The organism is Rhodococcus sovatensis (assembly GCF_037327425.1).
GTDB lineage: Bacteria > Actinomycetota > Actinomycetes > Mycobacteriales > Mycobacteriaceae > Rhodococcoides > Rhodococcoides sovatense.
Window position 1 is genome coordinate 2,658,941 of sequence record NZ_CP147846.1, and the last position, 23,892, is coordinate 2,682,832.

Here is a 23,892-nt window from a genome sequence, read left to right on the forward strand (position 1 = left end):
TTATTCGGCGCGTGTTCTACGCACGGTCGACTTCGGCTACGACGCCCTGCAGTAGTCGGCCGGCCACCACCTTTCGCGCCGGCAGCGATCCGTACCAGAATGCGCGACCGGCCAAACCCCGCGGGAAGAAGTCGATTCGTTGTTCGAGACGCGTCCCTCCGCCCGCCGAGCCGACCGTGTACTGCATCCACGCGTTGCCGGGCAATGCGGCGGTGGAGCGCAACCGCAGCACGCCCGAACCGTCGGGCTCGGCATCACCGTTGTCCGACGCATCGGCGCTGTCGATTCGCCAGTTCTTCGAGCCGCTGGTCTCGACGGCCTTGCGCAGCCGTCGTGAAATCTCTTCGGGTCCACTACCGAGGTACACACTGCGTACGTCGGTGTAAACGACCTCGCCGGCCCAGTCCGGATCCGAGGGCAGCGGATCGGACGGAGCGGACACCGTCTGGGACCAGTTCGATTCGGGTTCGCCGAAGTCGATGGACCGCAAGGCCAGGCGAACCGACTCACGATACGGCGTCGATCCTCCGTCGGGACGATCCACGATCGAGTCGATGTCGGTCTCGTGCGCGACCGCGTCGTACTGGAGCGACTCGATGAGTGGCATCGCGAGTCCCCGCGGAATGGGCGTCACCAATCCGATCCAATGGCCCGCCAAGCGCGGGGTGAGAACCGGTAGAACGAGCATTCGACGCTTACGCAGCCCCGCGACTTCGGCATAGGTGTTCATCATCTCGCCGTACTCCATGACGTCCGGACCGCCGACGTCGTAGGTCCGACTTTCCGGCAGATCGGCCTCGGCGGCACCGATCAGGTAGTGAAGGATGTCGCGCACAGCGATCGGCTGAATCTTGTTGTGGACCCAGCGCGGAGTTGTCATGACCGGAAGCCGGTTGGTCAGATGGCGGATCATCTCGAACGACGCCGAGCCTGCGCCGATGACAACACCGGCCTGCAACACCAATGTCGGGACATCCGACTCGATGAGAATGCGCCCCACCTCGGCCCTCGACTCGAGGTGCTCGGACAGATCGCCGGATTCGGGGTGCAGGCCGCCGAGATAGACGATGCGTGACACTCCCGCCTCGGCAGCAACCGCTGCGACGTTCTGGGCGCTCTCCCGCTCCGTCTTCGCGAAATCGTCGTGCCCGCCCGAGCCCATCGAATGCACGAGGTAGTAGACGACGTCGACATCGGCGAACGCCTTCTTCAACGAATCACGATCTCCGAGATCGCCGCGTGCGACCTCGACGTCGGTAGCCCAGGGAACGCCGTCCAGCTTGTCGGGATTACGTGCGAGCACCCGCACGGTGTAGCCGGCGTCGAGCAATCTCGGAGCGAGTCGGCCACCGAGATAGCCAGTAGCTCCGGTGACGAGCACGCGGCGAGGGACGTCAGCATTGCTGTTGGCGGTCATCGTGTACCGATACCCCGCCGTGGGCAATTCAATCCAGCGCTAGGCCTCACCCGAGCGCGATCAGGCCCACCGCCCCGAGGGCCAGGACCATTCCTGCCTGCTGGATACGAGACACGCGTTCGCCCAGCATGACCATCGCCAACATCACGGTCGCAGCGGGATACAACGACGCGATCACGCTGACCAAAGACAGTAGTCCGCCTTGATAGGCGTACAGCAAGGCTGCATTTGCGATCACGTCGAGAGTTCCGACGAAAGCGCACAGCTTCAACACGCTGCCATGGGGCGCCGAGAAATGTCCTGACGCGAGCGCGACGCACCAGACCACCGCCGTCGCGGACGCCCGTGAGGCTGCGAGTGGCCACAAACCCGATTCGTCGCCGATCTGGTGCAGGCAGATGAAGGCGACCGCGAATGTCACACCGGATCCGACGGTCAACCACGCCACGGTCCTGGTGAACTTCAACTCGCGTCCGCCTGCGACCTCGCCCGCAGCCTCGTCGGGAGACTCCTTGCTGACCAGCACGACGGCAATCAACGCCAACGCAATTCCTGCGAAGGCAAGAACTCCGGGACGCTCGCCCAGACCGAACCCCGCGACGACAGGTATCCCTGCCACGAGCACTGCCGTCAACGGGGACACTACAGACATCGGACCCGAGGCCAGCGCCACGTAGAACCACCACACCGCGACACCACCGGCGACACCGGACGCGAGTCCCCACAGAATGGGCGCAAGCGATATCGACCCACCGACGAACGGCGCGATGAGCAGCACCAGCAGGAGTGAGAAAGGATACGAGACGATGACGACCCTCAGAGCGGCCACTCGGCGAGAGGCCACACCTCCGACGAAATCACTGACGCCGTAGCCGAACGCGGCGACGAGCGCCAGCACTATTGCTGTCAGCGCATGCCCTTGATACGACGCCCGAGCTCGCGTGTCACCTCACGCTCGGCTGTGCGACGTGCGAGGTCCTGACGCTTGTCGTAGTCCTGCTTGCCCTTGGCGAGCGCAAGCTCGACCTTGACCTTGCCGTCGGAGAAGTACATCGACAACGGCACGAGCGTGAGCGATCCTTCTTTCGTCTTGCCGACCAGCCGCTCGATCTCACGCTTGTGCAGCAACAGCTTTCGAGTACGGCGCGGCGCGTGGTTGGTCCAGCTCCCCTGGGTGTACTCGGGGATGTGCAAACCACGAAGCCAGATCTCGCCGTCGTCGACCGTCGCGAACGAGTCGGCGAGCGAGGCTTGCCCATCGCGGAGACTCTTCACTTCGGTTCCGACGAGTGCAATACCTGCCTCGTAGACATCCAGAATCGAGTAGTGATGCCGCGCTTTGCGGTTGGTCGCGATGGCCTTGCGGCCCTTTTCTCTCACTTCAGGGCCCTTTCTCGAGCGCCGTTACTTCGCGTACGCGTCCATCGCGCAACCGCTCCAGCATAGAACTGCCGCGCAATCGAATTTCTTCCCGGCGACGAAACCGCAGTTCCGGATCTATTCGCGGACGTAGAGCCGCAGCGTGATGTACGCGGTGACCGCAGCCATACCGATCCCGACGAGCGCGAGGAACGGCGAGACGAGCAACACGTCGCTGTTGGAGATGCGCGCGAGGATGTTTGCGTCGTACACCTCCGAGAGCACGTCGTCGATGAACAAGTTCTTCGCTGTGAACAATCCGGCGATGGCGAGAGCAGAGCCGATGAGTGCAGCGACCACGGCTTCGAGCAAGAACGGCAACTGCGTGTACCACCGGGTTGCACCGACCAGTCGCATGATCCCGACCTCGGTACGCCTGGTGAACGCAGCGATCTGCACCATGTTGGCGATCAGCAGCACAGCCGCGATCGCCTGCACGATGGCAATTGCGAAGGCTGCGTTGCGAACACCGTTGAGCACGCTGAACAGTCGCTCGACGAGATCTCGCTGGTTCAGCACGCTTTGCACGCCCGGTTGACCGGCGAAGTTGTCGTTGATGACACCGAACCGCTCCGGGTCGCTCAGTTTCACCTTGAACGATGCCGGGAAGCTATCCGGGCTGACGAGTTCGGCAAGTTCGGGTTGATCCTTGAAAACTCGTTCGGTTGCGTCCTTCACCGCGTCGTCACGGTTCAAATACTCCACCGACACGACCGCAGGCGTCTGGTCGAGTTCGCTACGAAGGGTCGCGCACGTCTCCGCCGCGCAGTCGGGGTCGGTCGCCGAAACGTCGTCGGTAAGGAAGATCTGCACTTCGACCCGGTCGAGGAAGATCTGCTGCGTCTTGCCCGCCATCTGGACGACGAGCAGCCCGCCGCCGAACAGACCGAGCGATATCGCGGTCGTCAGGATCATGGCAATGGTCATGGTGATGTTGCGGCGTAGTCCGGTCAGAACTTCGCTGAAGATGAAACTTGCGCGCATCGGTTGATCCGGGCCCTTCGGTGTCTACGGTCTTGGAATGTCTGATCGTTCGGCACTCGGCACAGAGTGCAGGGGCACTTACCTGCCGACGCCGTAGACCCCACGGGCTTCGTCGCGCACCACGCGCCCGTTGTCGAGTTCGATGACCCGGCGACGCATCGAGTCGACGATGTGGTTGTCGTGCGTTGCCATCAGAACCGTCGTTCCGGTCCGGTTGATGCGTTCGAGCAGCATCATGATGTCCTGGCTCGTATCCGGGTCGAGGTTTCCGGTCGGCTCGTCCGCGAGCAAGACCAGAGGCCTGTTGACGAACGCCCGGGCAATCGCGACCCGCTGCTGCTCACCACCGGAAAGCTCGGTCGGGAGCCGATCCGACTTTCCGCCGAGCCCGACCAGATCCAGCACCTCGGGCACTGTTCTCTTGATCATAGAGCGCGGCTTTCCGATCACTTCGAGAGCAAACGCGACGTTTTCGACGACGGTCTTCTGCTGAAGCAATCGGAAATCCTGAAACACACACCCCATGGACTGTCGCAATTTGGGTACGCGCCGAGACGACAGACGATTGACGTGAAAGTCCGCGACATGGATGTCGCCCGAGGTAGGCGTCTCTTCCTTGAGGAGCAGTCGCATGAACGTCGACTTCCCTGAACCAGAGGGACCGATGAGGAAGACGAAGTCCCCTTTTTCCACCGAGACCGTCACGTCGTCCAAAGCTGGTCTGGTCGACGTCTTGTAGGACTTGGAGAGATTCGAGGTGCTGATCACGGGTCGCCAGTGTAGCCCTTACTTGCCGGTAACCGACCGGGGCAACATGTGTGTTGCCTGTGGAAATCTAGGGGCTGGGAGTGGCGCTCGGCTCTGACGGGAACAACGATCGCAACTGCGGTGGTACGGGCACCCCGGGTAGGAACGTCGGTTCCTGTGTACCGGATTCGCTCGAGGTGGAGCTGCCTGAGGATCCCGGCTCCCCAGGGGTCGCCCCGGTGTTCGACGGGTCCTCGGTGTTCGAGGGATCGACGGTAGAGCTCGGCGGAGTCGTCGTCGAAGGTTCGGTGTACTCGGACTGATAGTTCGGCTGAACTCCCGTGTACTGGCTCGTGTCGACCGGCTGGGGACCCTGCACCTCGGCTGGTTCGGGTCGCACCTGGTTGTACAGAAGAGCGGTGAGGACGAAGCAGATACCGAGAGCCACCGTCGACGTCCGGACCCGCCCATAGATCCTGGATGGGATCTTCCAGCTGCGCGACCGCCGATCTGTGCCGTCCGTACCGCCGTCGTGTTCGGTCATCGCTCGTCCCCCCGGTCGGACGACGCGCTTTCCGGCGCGACACCTGCTGTGGACAGATCGGGACTGACGCTGATTCCTTCGGGCCGCAGAGCCGCGGCGACCCGAACACGCAGATCGCGGCCGACGTGAAATTGCTTGCCCGGCAGGGTCCGTGCCACGAGCCGCACGTTCACCACATCGACCTCGATACTCTCGACGCCCATCACGGTCGGCTCGTCCAGCAGCAGTGGGCGAATCTGTGGATCCTCGAAGGCTTCGCGACCGACACTCCTGAGGATTTCGTTGACCCGGTTCAGGTCGGCACTCGATGGGATCGGAACATCGACCACAGCACGAGCCCAATCCTTGGACAGGTTGATGACTTTGACGATCTGACCGTTGGGAACGGTGATCACTTCACCGTCGACGCTGCGGACGCGGGTGACCCGCAGCGTCACGTCCTCGACGGTGCCTTCGGCGTCCTCGGCCGACCCGGTCACCGCGATCTGGACGACGTCACCGAAGCCGTACTGACGTTCGGTGATGATGAAGAAGCCGGCGAGGATGTCCTGCACGACGCGTTGTGCACCGAAACCCAGCGCTGCGCCGAGTACCGCGGCCGGAGCCACCAGTCCGCTGGCTGCGAATCCGAATCGGCGTAGCACTTCGATCGTCACGAGTACGTAGACCAACGTGACAGCGACCCAGGTGATCACCTGAGCAAGAGCGTGACGATGTTTGGCGGCTTCGGTTCGCACCAGTGCGTCACTGTGCTGATAGTTCGAGTCGATCCGCGCGGTGATACGCGATCCGACGTAGCTGATGAAACGCGCCGTGAGCATTCCACCGAGGATGTACAGCACGATTTCGAGCCCACTGCCGTATAGCCAACCCTCCAGGTCCGCTGGCAGGCCGAGCGAGAGTGCTGTGACCATGGTGTTCTACTCGTCCCCGCGCATGCGCCAACGAATTCCCGCTTCAAGGAAACCGTCGATGTCACCGTCGAGCACGGACGAGGGATTGTTGACCTCGTATTCGGTGCGCAGATCCTTGACCATCTGGTACGGGTGCAGCACGTACGAGCGCATCTGGTTTCCCCAGGAACTGCCACCGTCGCCTTTGAGGGCGTCCATCTCGGCGCGTTCTTCCTTGCGCTTGACCTCGAGAAGTTTGGCCTGCAGAACGCGCATGGCCGAGACCTTGTTCTGCAACTGCGACTTCTCGTTCTGACACGTGACGACGATGCCCGTCGGGATATGCGTCAGGCGAACTGCGGAGTCCGTCGTGTTGACCGACTGACCACCGGGGCCACTGGATCGGTAGACGTCGACGCGGATGTCACCCTCGGGAATCTCGATGTGGTCGGTCGTTTCGACGACAGGAAGAACCTCGACCTCGGCGAACGACGTCTGGCGACGGCCCTGGTTGTCGAACGGACTGATACGCACGAGGCGGTGGGTGCCCTGCTCGACGGACAGGGTTCCGTAGGTGTACGGCGCCTTGACCGCGAACGTCGCGCTCTTGATGCCCGCTTCCTCGGCGTAGGACGTGTCGTACACCTCGACGCTGTAACCGTGCTTCTCCGCCCAACGGATATACATGCGCATCAGCATCTCGGCCCAGTCCGCCGCGTCGATGCCGCCGGCGCCGGAACGAATGTTGACGAGCGCATCACGCTGGTCGTACTCACCGGACAGGAGCGTGCGCACCTCGGCCGCGGCAATGTCCTCGCGCAGCGACGCACGTTCTGCATCGGCGTCGGCGGTGGCCGATGCCTCGGCTTCGCCTTCTTCGCCTTCAGCGAGTTCGTACAGGACCGGAAGGTCGTCGAGACGAGAACGTAGTTCTTCCACTCGGCGGAGCTCGGCCTGCGCATGCGAGAGCTGACTGGTCACTTGCTGGGCATGTTCCTGGTCGTTCCACAGATCGGGCGACGCCGCCTGATGTTCGAGCTCGTCGATGCGGCGACGGAGTTCTTCGACATCGAGAACTGACTCGATCGTAGTGAGGGTGATGTCGAGTTCGTTCAGGTCTGCGGAGACGTCAGGATGCACGAGAGTCAAGGTTACCGGCAGTTGCACGGACGGCAGACCAGAGCGTCTCACCTCGCGCCGGGGTGAGAGCGCCGTCTTCGCCCTGTCCTACTCTTGAGCAGTGACTTTCCCCGCCGACGACCTGCAGCTCGCCCTGTCCATCGCCGACCAGGCCGACGACATCACCCGCGATCGCTTCCTTGCACTGGACTTGAAGGTCGCAGACAAGCCCGACCTCAGCCCGGTCAGCGACGCCGATCTCGCGGTCGAAGAGAAAGTCAGGGCGATGTTGGCCGCAGAGCGACCCGAGGACGCGATACTCGGTGAGGAATTCGGCGGAGACGCGATATTCGAAGGCCGTCAATGGGTGGTCGATCCGATCGACGGAACCAAGAACTTCGTCCGCGGAGTTCCGGTCTGGGCGTCCTTGATCGCGCTTCTCGTGGACGGCGTCCCCGTCGTCGGCGTGATCAGCGCACCGGCCCTGAACCGTCGATGGTGGGCAGCGCAGGGCGACGGCGCCTGGACGTCGTACGACGGTGGCGAGTCCCGTTCGATCGCGGTGTCCTCCGTCAGCGAGCTCTCGTCTGCGAGCCTGAGTTTCGCGAGCCTGTCCGGTTGGCAGGATCGCAACATCCGTGATCGGTTCATCGAACTGACCGATGCCGTCTGGCGAGTTCGGGGCTACGGCGACTTCTTCTCGTACTGCTTGCTCGCCGAGGGCACCCTCGACATTGCGACCGAACCCGAGGTCTCACTGTGGGACCTTGCTCCGCTCGACATTCTCGTCCGAGAGGCGGGCGGGCGCTTCACCTCGCTCGACGGAGATCCGGGCCCCCACGGCGGGAGTGCGGTGGCCACGAACGGCTTGTTGCAGGACGAGGTCTTGGACCGCCTACGACCGGTGTGATCGCTAGCTAGGGTGCTCGCTGCTCAGGCGAACGCCGCGAACACCAACGCCAGTGCCGGAGTGATGCCTTGAACGACGGCAGGGCGGAAGTACTTCTTTCCTCCGGTCGCGAGAACGAATGCGGCCCCGACGATGCTCAAACACGCGAAGACGACGATCGCATCGCCGGCTTCGCCGCCGAGGATCAGTCCGACAAAGATTCCGACGGCCAGAAACAGGTTGTAGAAACCCTGGTTGAACGCCATCGGCCGGACAACGTCGGCGTCGGCCTGGCTAGCGACGCCGAACCTCTTCCACACCGTGGGCTTGCTCCACACCACGCTTTCGAACACGAAGATGACGACGTGAAGGATAGCCGCGAGGGCGGCGAAAATCTGGGCTAGTACAGGCACGAAGTGAGATGCTGCCACACCTGCCTGGATTTCCGTAGCGACTGCGCGGAGCGCACGTCACGACACACTTCTTACTCGGGAGTAGACAGCTAACTTACCCGGGAGTAAGATAGTTCAAGTCCGAGCCCGACACCGAGAAACAGCTGGTGATCATGAGCAAGCAAGACAGTGTGGTCGATACGAAGCGCACAGCGCCTCGCGACACATCCGCAGTAGGCCTCAATCCGTTCAAGCGTGATGCCATCGGCACCGCTATGCGCGTGCTCACGGCCATCACCGGATCCGAACTCGCGGAGAAGTACAACCTCCGTCAGACGATCGACCGAGTGACGTACGAGAGCACCAAAACCGGCTTCAAGACCTTGGGTGCTGCGAACCGCACATTCGCCAAGGCAACCGGAAGCGGCAAGCCGAAGCGTCTGGAAGATGCGGCCGTCAAGAACCTGGACTTTTTCGATCTGACGCCCGACGACGAACAGCGTATGATCGTAGAGACGGTCAAGGAGTTCGCCGAAGAAATTCTGCGGCCCGCAGCGTTCGACGCAGATGCGTCTGCATCCTCGCCCGAGGATCTGGTGCGTCGGTCGGCCGAGCTCGGCATCACATTCATCAACGTTCCTGAAGAGCTCGACGGTGCTGCCAGCGAACGCGGCGCCGTCACCAATGCGCTCGTCGCCGAAGCGCTCGCCCATGGCGACATGGGACTCGCGCTCCCGATCCTCGCGCCGAGCGGGGTCGCCGTGGCCCTCACCCAGTGGGGCACCGACGCTCAGCAGAAGACGTACCTGCCGGCGTTCGTCGGGGAAAAGGTCCCGAACGCAGCAGTCGTCGTCAACGAGCCTCGCGCGCTTTTCGATCCGTTCGCGCTGAAGACGAAGGCCGTGCGGTCACCCAGCGGGTTCAAGCTCAACGGAGTCAAGAGCGTCGTGCCCGCTGCCGGCAGTTCCGAACTGTTCATAGTTGCCGCTGAGCTGGAGGGTCGCCCGGCGTTCTTCATCGTCGAGTCGGACACCAAGGGCCTCGTCGTCGAAGCCGATCCCAGCATGGGGCTTCGCGCGGCAGGTCTCGGCCGTCTCGTGCTCACCGACGTCGCGGTTCCCGAGTCCGCGCTTCTAGGCGACGGCGACGCAGACCAGCGCGCACTCGACTACGCCGACGCCATCAGCCTCGCGCGTCTCGGATGGTCGGCTCTTGCAGTCGGTACCGGACAAGCCGTACTCGACTACGTAATCCCGTACGTCAACGAGCGTGAGGCGTTCGGAGAACCCATCAGCAACCGTCAGGCCGTCGCATTCATGGTCGCGAACATCGCGATCGAACTGGACGGTATGCGCCTGGTAACTCTGCGCGGCGCATCGCGCGCCGAGCAGGGCAAGTCGTTCGCCCGCGAAGCCGCGCTTGCGCGACGCCTCGCAGCCGAGAAGGGCATGCAGATCGGTTCCGACGGCGTGCAGTTGCTCGGAGGACACGGCTTCACCAAGGAACACCCCGTGGAACGCTGGTACCGCGACCTCCGCGCCGTCGGTGTCACCGAGGGCATCGTCCTCATCTGATTCGCCCCCCCATCTTCTCGAGAACCCCGCCAAGGAATCGATAAACCATGATCAATCTCGAACTACCCAAGAAGCTTCGGGCGCAAGCGAATCAGGCACACCAGGTCGCGGCCGAGATCTTTCGTCCCATCTCCCGCAAGTACGACCTGGCTGAGCACGAATACCCGGTCGAGCTCGACACGATGGCCTCGATGGTCGAAGGCATGTCCGACGCCGGCACCGTAGTCGGTGGCGCAGCGGGCGGTCGTGAGAAGGGCAGCGAGAACGCCAAGAAGCCCAGCAAGACGGCAAACGCGAACGGCGGCAACATGTCCGCTCTCGTCAATGTCATCGAAACCTGCTGGGGCGACGTCGGTCTGACGCTGTCGATCCCCTACCAGGGCCTCGGAAACTCGGCAATCGCTGCCGTCTCCACCGACGAACAGCTCGAGCGTTTCGGCAAGGTATGGGCTTCGATGGCCATTACCGAGCCCAGTTTCGGTTCGGACTCGGCCGCGGTCACCACGACAGCCGTTCTCGACGGCGACGAGTGGGTCCTCAACGGTGAAAAGATCTACGTCACCGCCGGCGAGCGATCGACTCACATCGTCGTGTGGGCGAGCGTCGACAAGTCCAAGGGCCGGGCCGCGATCAAGTCCTTCGTCGTCCCGCGTGACGCGCCGGGCCTCAGTGTCGCGCGTCTCGAGCACAAGCTCGGCATCAAGGCCTCGGACACCGCTGCCTTGCTGCTCGAAGACTGCCGGATCCCGAAGGACAATCTCCTCGGCTCGGCCGAGGTGAACACCGAAAAGGGATTCGCCGGCGTCATGCAGACGTTCGACAACACGCGTCCCCTCGTCGCCGGCATGGCCATCGGCGTGGCACGTGCGGCACTCGAGGAGTTGCGTTCGATCCTCGTCGAAGCTGACGTCGAGATTTCCTACACCACGCCCGCATACAACCAGCACGCGGCGGCAGCCGAATTCCTTCGACTCGAAGCGGACTGGGAAGCGGCGCACCTACTCGCGCTGCGCGCAGCATGGATGGCAGACAACAAGGAGCCGAACTCGCTGCAGGCCTCGATGGCCAAGGCGAAGGCCGGCCGCTCCGCCACCGACATCACCCTCAAAGCCGTCGAACTCGCGGGAAGCTACGGCTACTCGGAGCGTCTGCTACTCGAGAAGTGGAGTCGCGATTCGAAGATTCTCGACATCTTCGAGGGCACCCAGCAGATCCAGCAGCTGATCGTCGCTCGTCGAGTGCTCGGAAAGACGTCCGCCGAGCTGAAGTAGTTCTTACGCCCTACACACGAGACCCCGCAACCGTCCGGTTGCGGGGTCTCGTGCATGCGGCGTAAGAAAAATTCTCTGCCCTGTCGAAAACGTGCATCCCCATTCGTCGTCATCATGTAAGCCACGTAAGGACACGAGATACGGGAGACCATCATGAAGTACATGCTGCTGATCAACGCACCGAGTGCCGAGTTCGACAACGGCTGCTCGGTGGAGGACTGGGTCCAGTTCGGCAAGGAAATGCAAGACGCTGGAGTGTGGGTCACCGGGCACGCGCTGGCAGACCTCACGACCGCCACGACTGTCCAGGTCGATTCCGCAGGCGAGCGAAGCGTCACCGACGGTCCTTTCGCCGAGACCCGAGAGGTGCTGGGCGGCTTCGAGGTCATCGACGTGCCCGATCTCGACGCCGCCCTCGACTGGGCGGCTCGCTGCCCAGGCTCGCGTGGCGGAGGTTCCGTAGTGGTCCGGCCCATCGCCGAGTTCTAGAGACTGCCCAAGCCGATGAGCGACTACACGCGCGCGTCGTTGGAATCGGTGTTCCGGGAGGAACACGGACGCCTGCTCGCGACTCTTGTTCGTCGGTACGGCGATCTCGATCTTGCCGAGGAAGTCACGTCGGAGGCCCTCGAAGCCGCACTTCAGCACTGGCCGATCGACGGCGTTCCGATCAAGCCCGGTGCCTGGCTGCTCACCACAGCCAGGCGTCGGGCAGTCGACCGACTTCGGCGTGATCAATCCTACGCAGCCAGGCTGGCGATCCTGCACGTCGAACAAGACAGGGCAGCGCCGGTCTCCGCAGCAGATGAACCGTCAGAGGACTTCCCGGATGAGCGACTCCAACTGTTCTTCACGTGCGCGCACCCTGCCCTGCAAGCCGACGACCGGTTGGCGATCACCCTTCGCTGCCTCGCGGGCCTCACCACGGCCGAGGTCGCTCGGGCGTTCGTGATTCCGCAATCGACCGCCGGTCAACGAATTTCTCGTGCCAAGAAGAAGATTCGCGATGCCCGGATTCCGTTTCGGGTTCCCGACACCGACGAACTCCCCCAGCGATTGCCCGGCGTACTGCAGGTGGTCTACTCCATCTTCACCGAGGCGTACTCCGCGTCGTCGGGCGAGAATCTGATTCGCCTCGATCTCGCCGAAGAAGCGCTTCGCCTCGGCCGAATCCTTCGTGCACTGCTGCCGAACGAGCGAGAGGCGTCGGGACTGCTCGCACTCATGCTGTCGACCCACGCGCGGCATGCCGCGCGTACACGCGACGGGATGGTGCTGATGCTCGAAGAACAGGATCGCGAACTGTGGGATCGGGACATGATCGCCGAGGGGTCGACCTTGGTCGTCCACGCCCTCACCGGTGGAAGCCCAGGCCCCTACGGAGTGCAAGCCGCGATCGCTTCCCTGCACGCCGAAGCACCTACGGCAGCAGAAACGGATTGGCCGCAGATCGTCGAATTGTTCGGTGTACTCGCCACCATCGCACCGTCGCCGATCGTGTCGCTGAATCGCGCGGCCGCAGTGGCCATGCGGGACGGCCCACAGGTCGGTCTCGAACTACTCGAGTTGCTGAGGCGCGATCCACAGTTGCAGAGCTATCACCCGTTTCATGCGGCGCGGGCGGACCTGCTGTGTCGGTGCAACCGATTCGACGAGGCCGCCGACGACTTCCGACGAGCACTCGCGCTGGCCGGGTCCGAGCCCGAGCGCAGATACCTTCGACGGAGGCTGATGGAGGCCGAACGCAGCGGCGGATAGCCGATCTACGAGTTGTTCATTCGTGAAGCCGCCCGACCGCGTCGACGGGCAACTAGGATTGCGTACGCAGGACGCAGCGTACGCAGCTGTACCGAAGTGATCTGTAGGGGGACGATCGTGTCGGTCAAACAGAACGTGGCGCGCCACCACACGTTGTCGCACATCATCGGTGGGGTCGCCGCCGTTCGTGTGATGAACCGAGCGGGGTTGGTTCCGTTCCCGCGGCTGGATCATGGAATCGCCTCGCTGCGCGCGGTAGCAAAATATGGGCCGTTCGCGGGCCCGGTTCATGCGAACGCCAGAGCTGGGGTCACGTCACCGGCGATCGTCGACGAATTGGGAACACTGTCCTATGTCGAGCTCGAGCGGTACTCGAACGCGGTAGTGCGAGGCTGGGCAAAGGACGGCATAGGCGCTGGGTCGGTCATGGGAGTCATGGCTCGCAATCATCGCGGCCTGGTGCTGACGATGCTCGCTGCAGCCAAAGCCGGTGTCAGGCTCGTGATGATGAACACCGGCTTCGCTCCCCCACAACTCGCTGATGTGTCCGTTCGGGAGCAGATCGGGTCGTTCGTGTACGACGAGGAGTTTTCGGAGGTGGCAGCTGCCCTCGCACCCGAGGTCACGCGGTATCTGGCCTTGTCGCAGTCGCCCAACCCGGACGCTACCCCGCTGGAGGATGTTCGGACAGGCAACTCCATGGACTCCGTCCCGGCTCCCGCATCGCAGGGAGGCTTCGTCCTACTGACCAGCGGAACCACCGGAACGCCGAAAGGCGCACCACGCGAACATACTTCACCGCTCGCCTCGGCTCAGTTCCTCGACCGCGTCCCGCTACGACGGGACCAGACGATGATCATGGCGGCGCCGATCTTTCACGGCACCGGGCTGTCTCAATTCGCGTTGGCGCTCGCCCTGCGCAATACGGTCGTCATGCACCGAAAGTTCGATCCGGAGAACACGATGCAGCTCGTCGCGCAGTACCGGGCCGATTCGCTCGTGTTGGTGCCGACGATGCTGCAGAGAATAGTCGACTTGCCGGCCGACACGCTGTCGTCCTACGACACATCCTCGCTTCGGATCGTGTTCGCATCCGGTTCGGCGATCTCGCCCGAGCTTTGCCGTCGAACAGCCGCAGCATTCGGGCCCGTCCTCCACAATCTCTACGGCTCGACCGAGGTAGCGGTTGCAACTGTCGCCACACCCGAGGACCTCGAACGAGCGCCAGGCACTGCAGGCCGGCCGCCTGTCACCTGCCGGGTCGAATTGTTCGACAGCGACGGCAATCCCGTCCGCGGAGCAGGTGCCGTAGGTCGCATCTTCGTCGCGAGCGGCTTGAGCTTCTCCGGCTACACCGACGGCCGCGACAAGGAACGCATCGACGGGATGCTGTCGACGGGCGACGTAGGTCATTTCGATGCCGATGGGTTGTTGTTCGTCGACGGCCGAGACGACGACATGATCGTCTCCGGGGGAGAGAATGTCTATCCCCTCGAAGTCGAGAACTTGCTTGCCGAGCATCCCGACATCATCGAGGCAGCCGTGCTCGGAGACTCCGATCCGGAATTCGGACAGAGGTTGAAGGCGTTCGTCGTACCGACTCCGAGTTCGCCCCGCGATGCGGATGCCATCCGGTCGTACGTCAAGGACCACCTCGCGAGATACAAGGTGCCCAGGGACATCGTCTTCATCGACGAACTTCCTCGCAACGCGACGGGAAAGGTCCTGCGGCGCGTCCTCGGCGAGCTCGAGTAGACCAGCCGTTCGCTCACCGGGACGACCTGGTAGAGAATGAGGTACACGGTTCATGCGGAGGAGAGCAGCAAAATGTCCGATTGGGCGAAGAAAATCAAAGACGAAGCCAGAGGTTTGATCGCCGAGGCCGAGCAGGAGCTGACAGTCCTCGAAGGCGGCGATACCGTCGACCTGACAGCCGACGCGCCCGAGGACGACGACACCCCCGACACAACCGTGAGCGGCACCTAGAGCGTGTCTCTTAAATTGGGTCCGTTTTCGTTTTCATCGCCGGGCGGTGGTTGTGGTTGCGGGAGTGCAGAACTGCCGCGCACAGGACAACGCCCCCGAGGAATGTCATGGCGTACTTGTCATATCGAGTGGCCACACCACGCCACTGTTTGAGCCGCCCGAAGCCACGCTCGACGGTGTTGCGGTGCTTGTACATCGTCGGATCGAAACCCGGTGGACGACCACCGGCGGACCCCTTGTCGGCCCGTCGCTGCTTCTGGTCGCTGCGCTCGGGAATGGTGTGTTTGATCTTGCGGCGACGCAGTTCGGTGCGGGTACTGGGATGGGTGTACGCCTTGTCGGCGAGCAATCGGTAGTCCTGGTCCCCACCGGCAGCTCGGTGGGCATCGAGCAACGGCACCAACTGTGGATTGTCCCCGGCTTGCCCACCGGTCAGCAGCATCGTCACCGGCGAGCACGTCAGGTCGGTCAGTGCATGGATCTTCGTGGTGAATCCTCCGCGAGATCGACCCAACGCGTGGTCAGCGGGTTCGTCGACGGATTTCTTGTAATTCGACAAGGCCCCCTGTGAGAGTGTCGGCTCGCGCACCGGCCGCATGCTGATGCGCCCGGACGCTGGTCGAGTCGATCGAGAGCACCGCCCCGATATCGCCGTCGAGTTCTTCCGGGTCGAGACCGAACACCTCGGCCACCGCGGCAAGCATCTCGTCGTAGGTGCCATCGAAGGACCATCGGTGGTGGCGTTTCCACACCGTCTGCCACGGACCGAAGTCCTCCGGCAGATCTCGCCACGGACACCCGGTACGGAATCGGTATGCGATGCCCTCCAGAATTCGCCGGTGCTCGGCGAACCGCCGCCCACGTTTTCCCACGTCGGTGGGTATCACTGGCTCGACGATCTCCCAGAACTCGTCACTGATCACTCCCACGCGCGTCATCGAAATATCATCGCTGACAGCACCTCTCAAATTTGGGAGACACGCTCTAGTCCTCGCTCCGTGAATCGATCATCGAGTCATTCGTGCGAGGGCTCACCGGTGACTCGATGATCGGCATAGTTGAACCCCTCGCGGACGAGTCGAGCCAGGTGGCCGTCGGCGATTCGGTACACCACGCGTCTCCCCTCCTTCGTCGTCTCGACCATCCCTGTGAAACGCAGTTTGGCGAGATGCTGACTGACGGCGGTTCTCGACGCACCACTGGAGTCGGTCAGGGCGGTGACATCTGCGGGAGCCTCGCTCAGAATTCGCAGCAGCAGTAGACGCGTCGGATCGGACAGCATTCTGAAAATCTCACCTGCAGATTCCAGGCGTGCACGGTCAGGCTCTGCCGAGTGTTGGAAGCTCGGTTCGTGAATCGGAAGCTTGTCCGTCACTTCCGCCTCCTGATGATTTCCACACTCCGACTGCCGCGACCGTGCCCAGTGTAGCTACCAGAGCCAGCACTAGAGTCGACGCAACCTGTCCCGCCGACGCCCCCACCCAGCCTGCAATCGGGTAGGTAAACAAGAAGCAGGCGTGCGAGAGCGAGAACTGCGCCGTGAACAACGGACCCGAGTCGCGCCCTTCGCACGCACGACGTACTACCGATGGCGACGGCGTGCTGATTGCCGACACGGCAGCGCCCGCAGCTACCCAGAGGACCGAGACGACGCCCCATCCCAGCAAACCTGTCGGAGCTGCAGCCGTGACCAGTGCGATGCACACCAGCACGGACAACACACCGACGCATCCGACCGTCATCGTTGCTCGCGCAGAAGTTCGCTCCAACAGCGGCGGAACACACAGCGCGACGGCGATGGAACCAACCCCGAAGCATCCGAGCAGGAACGCGAACGACCACGCGGGGCCGCGGAGAAGCACCGTGGCGAAGACGACGGAGTTGACCACGACCAGGCTGGTCGCCGTCGCGGCGACGAGGTTCATCGCGGCGAGGCCGCGAAGGTCGGCGCGTCTTCCGAATTCGCGTATCCCTGCCGTCGTTCGCTCCAGCAACGACGAGTCCCTTCGGACCGGGATTCGCGGAATCGCGGTCCGTGCAACGAGGCACATGGACGCGAGGAAGCCGATGGACGTACCGATGAACAGCGAGTGGAACGACACGACTGTCAGAGCGGCGGCCGCGATCATCGGGCTGGCAATCGATTCCAGGTCGTAGGCGAGACGAGACAGCGACAACCCGCGGGCATACGAGGACTCGTCTCGGAGTATGACGGGAACAACGGATTGAAAAGCAGGAGTGAATGTCGCTGACGCCGATTGCAGTACGAACACGAGTGCATAGATCTGCCAGGCTTCACCGACGAATGGCAGGGCAAGAGCTACCGCAGCGCGCACGACGTCAGCGGTGATCAACACCGCTTTGCGGTCGAAACGAACCGTGAGCGCCGTAGCCATCGGTGCCACCGCGACGTACGCGATCATCTTGATCGCCAGCGCTGTGCCAAGTACGACGCCGGCTTGCTCGCGCGCAATATCGACAGCGACCAGGCCGAGTGCGACAGTCAGGAGGCCGGTGCCCACCAACGCGACCACCTGGGCTGCGTACAGCCGTCGGAATCGTGGATCGCGGAGCGGTTCGGCAACAGACACACCACCATGTTATAGGTTTAAGTGCGCACACGTGAACATGTCGTCGTAAAAAATAGTTCGAGGTCGGCACTCGAATTGAGTGCCGACCTCGAACTGTTGGTAGCGGGGACAGGATTTGAACCTGCGACCTCTGGGTTATGAGCCCAGCGAGCTACCGAGCTGCTCCACCCCGCGCTGCAAGAAACGAAGTTACCCGACGGCATCCACCGATGGCAAATCGCGTGTACAGCAACCGAACATGACCCCCCAGCGCACGTTGTCGTGGATGAAATACCGGTCGTCCACCTTCGAATTCCGTGCCCCGTATCACAAATTTTGCGTGATTCATACCACATAACGGACCTGTAACGAACGGGATACGAATACGTCGCGAGGCCCGCCGAGCTGCAGAAATGGCACTGGCAGTCCCACGATGTGGATTGTTCCGATCCCAAATCTTAGTGTGACGTCACCAAATTCCTCGACTACCTTCACGGTCGGCCCTAAAACACAGGGTCAGTACCACCCCCGCCGCTGCATTGCTCTGCCCCGCGGGAGTGGATCCCCGAAACGCACGGGGGCAGAGCCGCAACACGTACGACGCCGCACCTCCTCGGGACGGCCTCTCGAGAAGGTGCACAGGACGCACGCTCACACCGGAGTGTCCTACGGCTGGTTGCGACGGCAAGCGCGGAGAGGATTCACCCCGTATGACCACAGAAACACATTTCGCCAAGCGTGCACTCGGATGGGCCGTCGTCACTGGCGCGGTCGTAGCGATCCCCCTCGGCCTGTCCGTGGGCACTGCCAGCGCGGCCGAGCACAACTGGGACGGCGTTGCACAGTGCGAGAGCGGCGGCAACTGGAACATCAACACCGGCAACGGCTACTACGGCGGCCTGCAGTTCTCGCAGAGCACCTGGACTGCGAACGGTGGCAGCGGATCGCCGCACACCGCCTCCAAGGCCGAGCAGATCCGCGTCGCAGAGAACACCCTGCAGAGCCAGGGCCCCGGCGCATGGCCCACTTGTGGCAAGAACCTGACCACCGGTACCTCGGCTCCCGAGCCGGAGGAAGCTCCCGCAGCTCCGGTCCAGCAGGCACCGGTCGCACCGGCCGTCCCCGTCGCTCCCGAATACCAGGCGCCGGCTCAGCAGGCAACCACAGCGGCGCAGCAGGGCTTCGACGCCGCCTCTGCGCTCGCCGCCCAGTACGGCCTGAGCGCTCAGTTCGAGCAGCTCGTCGCCGCGAACGCACCAGTTCTCGCGTCGATCGGCCGATAACTCGAGGGCTAACGCACACAAGAAAGCGCCCGTCGCCACTTCTGAGAAGTGACGACGGGCGCTTTGCCGTACCGGGTTCGAACGTCAGTTGGCGTTGTAGGCGTTGATAGCTTCCTGTAGCGCATCGAACGCGTCACCAAGCCTGCCGAGGTCGCCACTCTGCTGCGCCGACCTGACGTCGGCGAGAGCCGAATTGAGCCGCTGCACCTCCGCCGCTGACGGTTGACCCTGCTGTGCTGGTGCGGGTGCCGCAGGCGGCGCTTCCGTACCGCCCTGAGTCCCGCTCTCCGGTGGTGTCGTCTCCGTAGTCGGCTGCGGATCTGCGGCCTCACCACCAGGGGCGGTGGCAGCAGTGCCTGTTCCCGATCCGAAGACCTGATCGAGAGCCTCGGACAATCGAGCTGCGTAACCGACGCGAACTCCACCTTCGGATCCCGGTTCGCGGTAGCTCACGAGCACCTTCGTCAACTGCGGGAAGGTGGACGTCGACGCATTTTTCCGCGAGGTGTACAACGGCTCGACATAGAGAATTCCGCCATCGGCAATGGGCAACGTCAGTAGATTGCCGTACTGCAGCTCGTTCGATTGCTCGAGCAGCGTTCTGTCCGACGCCACACGCGCATCCGATGTCATCGAGTTCTGTGCCTGCTGCGGACCCTGAGTCTGAGTTTGAGTCGGCAGCTGCAGAATCGTGAACTTCCCGTAGTCCTCCGGATCGGATCGCACCGAGATGTACGACGCCAACAACTCTCGGTTGAACCCGACCATCGCACTCGTCAGGCGGAACGACGGCTTACCGGTGTCAGGGTCGCCGATGAGTACGTAGTACGGAGGTTGATTGAATTCACTACCCGCGCCGCTGTTGCTCGTCGGGTCGCTCGGAACGGACCAGAACGCGTTGTTCGTGAAGAACTCGTTCGGGTTGTCCACGTGATACTTCGCCAACATCTCGCGCTGGACCTTGAACAAGTCCTCCGGGTAACGGAAGTGCGAACGGAGTTCGTCCGAGATGGCTGATTCGGGCTGAACCGAATCCGGGAACACTCCCATCCAGGCCTTCAGAACCGGATCGTTGTCGTCGACCTGATAGAGCGTCACTGTGCCGTCGTACGCGTCGACCGTCGCTTTGACCGAGTTCCGGATGTAGGAAACCTCTTCTCGCGGAAGCGGTCTACCGGTAGTCGGCTCGACGCTGTCGACGGTGAGCCCGTCCAGGGACGCGCGCTGAGCGTAGGGGTAGTTCTCCAATGTGGTGTATCCGTCGACGATCCACACGATCTTGCCGTCCACGACCGCCGGATACGAGTCGGTGTCGGTGGTCAGCCAAGGTGCGACCTTCTGCACTCGATCGCGCGGATCACGATTGAACAGAAGCTTGGAATCGCTGCCGATCGCGCTCGAGAACAGGATGTTGCGCTCGCCGTACTTCGCGGCGAAGGCAAGTCGGTTGAACCAGTTACCCACTGCGACGCCACCAGCACCGGTGTAGGTGTAGTTCGAGTCGTCGGTGTCGTACTCGCGGTCGCCGGTTTCGGCTGCTCCGACGATTGCGTAGTCCGGATCGGCCTGGGCGATGACCTCGCCGTAGTAGATGCGGGGCTGATCGACCGGGATGACCTGTTCGGAACCTTCCGATGCAATATCACTGACGGTGTAGATCGGGTACCCACTGTTGCTGTTGGCACCTTCGGACGTGGGATCCTGCACCGCAGCGTTCACGCGGTTCGCAGGCGCAGCGACGAATCCGTTTCCGTGTGTGTACACCGTGTGGCGGTTGATCCAGTCCAGCTGGTTGCCCGTCAGGCTTTCCGGAGACAGTTCACGCGCAGCGACGATGTAGTCCTGCAGCTGCCCGTTGATCTCGTACCGGTCGATGTCGAGTGTGTCGGGGAAGCCGAAGAAGTTCTTCAGCTGCTGCTGCTGCGTGAACGTCCTCGACAGCACATTCGGATCGAGCAACCGGGTGTTGGCGATGGTCGTGATATCCGCCTGGCTCTCGCGCGGATTCTGCGATCCCTCGCCGGAATAGTCCTGGTATTCGACGACGTCGTCGCCGATCTTGTACGCATCCCTGGTCGCAGTGATGTTTCGCTCGATGTACGCGCGCTCCTTCTCCGCAGCGTTAGGACGTACGGAGAACTGCTCCATCAGTAGTGGGAACACCGCGCCGACGAGAATCGAGGACAGCACGAGCAACGCTGTCGCCAGCGCAGGCACGCGTAGGTCACGAAGGAAGATCGCGGCGAAAAATGCTGCAGCACAGATCAAGGCGATTGCCAGCAGAATCAATTTTGCGGGCAACACTGCATTGATGTCGGTGAAGCCTGCACCGGAGAAGGTCGGTTCCTTGCGAGTGCTGGAGAGCAAGGAATACCGGTCCAGCCAGTAGGCGATGGCCTTGAAGAGCACGAACGCACCGGCCAACACCGCCAGCTGGACTCGCGCGGCGCGCGTCAACGCACCCTCGCGGCCTGCGAGTCGGATCCCGCCGAATACGTACTGCGTCAACAGGTTCGCGAAGAACGCAATCAACGTTGCCACGAAGAGCCAGTTCAGAACGAACCGGTAGAAGGGCAGGTCGAACGAGTAGAAGCCGATGTCCAAACCAAATTGCGGATCCGTGACTCCGAAATCGTCACCGTTCAAAAACAGCTGAACCGTCACCCAGTTGGCCTGCGCAATGAGACCCGAGATCACACCGAAGGCCAACGGTATTCCGACGCCGAAGAGACGCAGCCGGCTCATGACCGTCGTGCGGTATCGCGCGATCGGATCGTTCGGTCCGGCAACAGGAACGAACACCGGACGGTTGCGGTAGGCAAGCAGCAGCGACACGAAGACGACACCGCCGACGAGCACACCGACGATCAGGAACAGCACCAGACGCGTCAGCAGAGTGGTCGTGAACACCTGACGGAATCCGACCTCCCCGAACCACAGCCAGTTCGTGTAGGTGTCGATGAGGCGAGGACCGACAAGCAGCAATGCTGCGAGGACCAAAGCCAGAACTAGTAATATCCGGGCGCGCCGCGATAGCGACGGGAGACCGGTGGGGGCCCTCATGCCCACGTGCCACACTCCAACTTCGGGCGATACACCTAGGTATCGCTGATGGGGTCGTACGGCGCACAACGTGCGTCGCATGTCCGATTTGAGGACCACTGTACGGAACGCATCACCTACTCGCTCACACCCCTTCGGCTCCACCTCGACAGCGCGGCGCAGCTTCGGTACCCGATACGCGGATGCACCATCGGGAAGATACCGACGCAATGGGATGATTGCGCGGTGAGCGACTTCAGCGACGACCTGTTCCGTGACGGTGTGGATCCCGACCCGAACACCGAGGCCCTCTCCGACGCCCTGGCCCGATGCGCCCGCGAGGTGGTCGACTTCGTCGACAGCGAGGGCTGGAACCAGCCTCCCCAACTGTTCGCACTCGTACCGACCTCTTTGCTGGCTGCCGCCGAACCTGGACTCCTCGACGAGCTCGCCGACGGTGATCTTCTGACTCCGATCCAGCAACACTCGCTCCCCGAGGACATCAGCGGAGGCTCACGCGCGCTCGACGAATTCCTCGCCACCACGACCTGGCCGGAAGGCGTCGTGGGATGTGCGCTCGTTCAGGAGATCGTCGTACTACCGCCGACTGCCGAATCTGCCCTCGACGACGCCCTCGTCCCGCTTCTCGCCGACAGAGACGCCGCCGACGATGCGGCGCGACACGCCGCCCACACCCACCCCGAGCGCAAGGACGGTCGACTCGTCGCCGCCGTACTGAAGGACGGACCGTCGCTGACATTGCTGCAGATGCAACCCGACGAGGACGCGGATCCGTTCGCGCCCGTCGAACTGTTGATCTACGAGGATCTGGCCCCGGGGATCGTCAGTGCTCTCCACGCCACGTTCGATCTGGTCGAGGACGACTGACCGAAGTCGAGTCTCTGGTTGGACGACAAGCGGGTCAGCATTTGGGCGCTTCTCCACCGACGCCGATTGCTTCGAGCGAATCGATGGCACCGTCGAGCGAGTCGACCTTGACCAACTGCAGCCCGTCGGGGGCGTTCTGCACCGCTTCGTCGCAGTTGCTCGCGGGAACGAGGAAGGTCGTCGCGCCTGCCTCTCGTGCGGCGATGAGCTTGTACGGAATCCCGCCGATCGGACCCACAAGTCCATTCGAGTCGATGGTGCCGGTCCCTGCAACGAAGTCGCCGTTACTGAGCTCGCCCGGGCTGAGTTTGTCGACAACCGCCAAACTGAACATCAGGCCGGCAGAGGGGCCACCGACGTCCGCGAGGTTGAACTTGACCGTGAACGGTACGTCGGGTTCCTCCGCAGGCGTCACTCCCAGATAGCCCTGCTCGGCATCGTCCGGCCGTGCGCCGAGAACCACCGACTCGGTTCGCGTTGTGCCGTCCTTCTCCACGACGATGTCGATGCTGTCTCCTGGCGATCGGGCGCTCACCGACTCGCGCACGGCCGTGACCGAGTCCACCGGCTCGCCCGCCACCGACACCAACCGCTCGCCTTCGTTCAGCAGGCCTGCAGCCGGTCCGTCGGGAGCCACGGCACCGACGACCAGGACGACCGGCAAGCCGAGATGATGCAGTGCGGCCAGCTCCGCACTGTCCTCGGACTGCTCGAAATCTGCCTGATTACCCTCCTGGACCTCTTCCTTCGTCTTGTCCGGCGGATACACCTCTTCGCGCGGGACAAGCCCTTGCCGACCACTCGCCCAGAAGCCGAACGCTTCGAAGATGTTCAGCTGATCGCGAACTGCCACGGTGGTCATGTTCAGGTGCCCGGTCGTCGGGTCGACATCGACGCCGTCGATCTGAACGACGGGCGCACCGTCCGCATCGCCGAGCGTGTTGTAGGTCGGTCCTGGTCCCAAGGCCGCGAACGGAACAGTGATGACCGTTCCCACGACGCCGAGCACGACAACGGGCACCAAGGCGGCGACAAGAGTGGCAATCCTACGATTCACCCGACAAACATTAGAACCGCCGACTGTGACAACCATGTGAGACCCCTCCGGAACGGTGC

Annotated in this window: 22 protein-coding genes, 1 tRNA gene and 1 pseudogene; 9 read left to right on the forward strand and 15 right to left on the reverse strand. The window is 62.9% G+C overall.

The genetic code is table 11. The features are described from left to right. Positions 1-16: 16 nt before the first annotated feature. The 8 genes from WDS16_RS12440 to prfB form a co-directional block, all read right to left on the reverse strand. On the reverse strand, positions 17-1,417 hold the full coding sequence (locus WDS16_RS12440) for an NAD(P)H-binding protein (protein ID WP_338892936.1): 1,401 nt from the start codon (positions 1,415-1,417) through the stop codon (positions 17-19). A 46-nt stretch (positions 1,418-1,463) separates the two neighbouring features. Beyond that, complete coding sequence (locus WDS16_RS12445) at positions 1,464-2,315, reverse strand: DMT family transporter (protein ID WP_338892937.1); 852 nt, start codon at positions 2,313-2,315, stop codon at positions 1,464-1,466. Positions 2,316-2,323: 8 nt separating this feature from the next. Continuing rightward, positions 2,324-2,797, reverse strand: a complete 474-nt coding sequence (gene smpB, locus WDS16_RS12450; protein ID WP_068368872.1) for an SsrA-binding protein SmpB — start codon at positions 2,795-2,797, stop codon at positions 2,324-2,326. A 117-nt stretch (positions 2,798-2,914) separates the two neighbouring features. Then, a complete protein-coding gene (ftsX, locus tag WDS16_RS12455) occupies positions 2,915-3,820 on the reverse strand; it encodes a permease-like cell division protein FtsX (protein ID WP_338892938.1) in 906 nt (301 codons plus the stop codon). A gap of 78 nt (positions 3,821-3,898) precedes the next feature. Next, on the reverse strand, positions 3,899-4,588 hold the full coding sequence (gene ftsE, locus WDS16_RS12460) for a cell division ATP-binding protein FtsE (RefSeq protein ID WP_338892939.1): 690 nt from the start codon (positions 4,586-4,588) through the stop codon (positions 3,899-3,901). 67 nt (positions 4,589-4,655) lie between these two features. Continuing rightward, complete coding sequence (locus WDS16_RS12465; protein WP_338892940.1) at positions 4,656-5,111, reverse strand: hypothetical protein; 456 nt, start codon at positions 5,109-5,111, stop codon at positions 4,656-4,658. Beyond that, the gene (locus tag WDS16_RS12470; protein ID WP_338892941.1) at positions 5,108-6,025 is read right to left on the reverse strand and encodes a mechanosensitive ion channel family protein; all 918 of its coding nucleotides are present in this window, start codon (positions 6,023-6,025) and stop codon (positions 5,108-5,110) included. The genes WDS16_RS12465 and WDS16_RS12470 overlap by 4 nt, the downstream gene beginning before the upstream one ends. Positions 6,026-6,031: 6 nt before the next feature. Further along, complete coding sequence (prfB, locus tag WDS16_RS12475; protein WP_338892942.1) at positions 6,032-7,144, reverse strand: peptide chain release factor 2; 1,113 nt, start codon at positions 7,142-7,144, stop codon at positions 6,032-6,034. A gap of 100 nt (positions 7,145-7,244) precedes the next feature. Here prfB and hisN point away from each other — a divergent pair, with 100 nt between their 5' ends. Next, complete coding sequence (gene hisN, locus WDS16_RS12480) at positions 7,245-8,033, forward strand: histidinol-phosphatase (RefSeq protein WP_338892943.1); 789 nt, start codon at positions 7,245-7,247, stop codon at positions 8,031-8,033. Between the two features lie 23 nt (positions 8,034-8,056). Here the strand turns inward: hisN and WDS16_RS12485 are convergent, their stop codons facing one another. Further along, a complete protein-coding gene (locus tag WDS16_RS12485; protein WP_338892944.1) occupies positions 8,057-8,425 on the reverse strand; it encodes a DUF1304 domain-containing protein in 369 nt (122 codons plus the stop codon). A 146-nt stretch (positions 8,426-8,571) separates the two neighbouring features. On the opposite strand from WDS16_RS12485, the gene WDS16_RS12490 reads away from it, so the two are divergent. The 6 genes from WDS16_RS12490 (at position 8,572) to WDS16_RS12515 (ending at position 14,993) form a co-directional block, all read left to right on the forward strand. Further along, positions 8,572-9,978: an acyl-CoA dehydrogenase family protein gene (locus WDS16_RS12490; protein ID WP_338892945.1), complete on the forward strand. Its 1,407-nt coding sequence runs from the start codon at positions 8,572-8,574 to the stop codon at positions 9,976-9,978. A 47-nt stretch (positions 9,979-10,025) separates the two neighbouring features. Beyond that, positions 10,026-11,249, forward strand: coding sequence for an acyl-CoA dehydrogenase family protein (locus tag WDS16_RS12495; RefSeq protein WP_338892946.1), 1,224 nt, complete (start codon positions 10,026-10,028; stop codon positions 11,247-11,249). A gap of 153 nt (positions 11,250-11,402) precedes the next feature. Beyond that, entirely contained in the window at positions 11,403-11,738 is a 336-nt protein-coding gene (locus tag WDS16_RS12500) for a YciI family protein (RefSeq protein ID WP_338892947.1), read from the forward strand. Between the two features lie 15 nt (positions 11,739-11,753). Further along, the gene (locus WDS16_RS12505; protein WP_338892948.1) at positions 11,754-13,007 is read left to right on the forward strand and encodes an RNA polymerase sigma factor; all 1,254 of its coding nucleotides are present in this window, start codon (positions 11,754-11,756) and stop codon (positions 13,005-13,007) included. 192 nt (positions 13,008-13,199) lie between these two features. Then, entirely contained in the window at positions 13,200-14,762 is a 1,563-nt protein-coding gene (locus tag WDS16_RS12510) for an acyl-CoA synthetase (RefSeq protein ID WP_338893401.1), read from the forward strand. Positions 14,763-14,834: 72 nt separating this feature from the next. Then, positions 14,835-14,993 carry a hypothetical protein gene (locus WDS16_RS12515; RefSeq protein WP_338892949.1) on the forward strand — a complete coding sequence of 53 codons (159 nt, stop codon included), beginning with the start codon at positions 14,835-14,837 and terminating at the stop codon, positions 14,991-14,993. Positions 14,994-15,003: 10 nt separating this feature from the next. Here WDS16_RS12515 and WDS16_RS12520 read toward each other — a convergent pair. From WDS16_RS12520 to WDS16_RS12535, 4 genes and pseudogenes are all read right to left on the reverse strand, one after another. Then, positions 15,004-15,931, reverse strand: a pseudogene (locus WDS16_RS12520) (IS5 family transposase). Positions 15,932-16,008: 77 nt separating this feature from the next. Beyond that, on the reverse strand, positions 16,009-16,368 hold the full coding sequence (locus WDS16_RS12525; protein ID WP_338892950.1) for a metalloregulator ArsR/SmtB family transcription factor: 360 nt from the start codon (positions 16,366-16,368) through the stop codon (positions 16,009-16,011). Next, complete coding sequence (locus tag WDS16_RS12530; protein ID WP_338892951.1) at positions 16,313-17,584, reverse strand: MFS transporter; 1,272 nt, start codon at positions 17,582-17,584, stop codon at positions 16,313-16,315. The genes WDS16_RS12525 and WDS16_RS12530 overlap by 56 nt, the downstream gene beginning before the upstream one ends. Positions 17,585-17,681: 97 nt before the next feature. Then, positions 17,682-17,758, reverse strand: a tRNA-Met gene (locus tag WDS16_RS12535). A 515-nt stretch (positions 17,759-18,273) separates the two neighbouring features. On the opposite strand from WDS16_RS12535, the gene WDS16_RS12540 reads away from it, so the two are divergent. After that, entirely contained in the window at positions 18,274-18,846 is a 573-nt protein-coding gene (locus WDS16_RS12540) for a transglycosylase family protein (RefSeq protein WP_338892952.1), read from the forward strand. Between the two features lie 84 nt (positions 18,847-18,930). Here WDS16_RS12540 and WDS16_RS12545 read toward each other — a convergent pair whose 3' ends face one another. Then, positions 18,931-21,915: a UPF0182 family protein gene (locus WDS16_RS12545; protein ID WP_338892953.1), complete on the reverse strand. Its 2,985-nt coding sequence runs from the start codon at positions 21,913-21,915 to the stop codon at positions 18,931-18,933. A gap of 255 nt (positions 21,916-22,170) precedes the next feature. Here WDS16_RS12545 and WDS16_RS12550 point away from each other — a divergent pair, with 255 nt between their 5' ends. Next, positions 22,171-22,776, forward strand: a complete 606-nt coding sequence (locus WDS16_RS12550; protein WP_338893403.1) for a PPA1309 family protein — start codon at positions 22,171-22,173, stop codon at positions 22,774-22,776. A gap of 34 nt (positions 22,777-22,810) precedes the next feature. Here the strand turns inward: WDS16_RS12550 and WDS16_RS12555 are convergent, their stop codons facing one another. Then, the gene (locus tag WDS16_RS12555) at positions 22,811-23,833 is read right to left on the reverse strand and encodes a PDZ domain-containing protein (RefSeq protein WP_338892954.1); all 1,023 of its coding nucleotides are present in this window, start codon (positions 23,831-23,833) and stop codon (positions 22,811-22,813) included. Positions 23,834-23,892 lie beyond the last annotated feature (59 nt).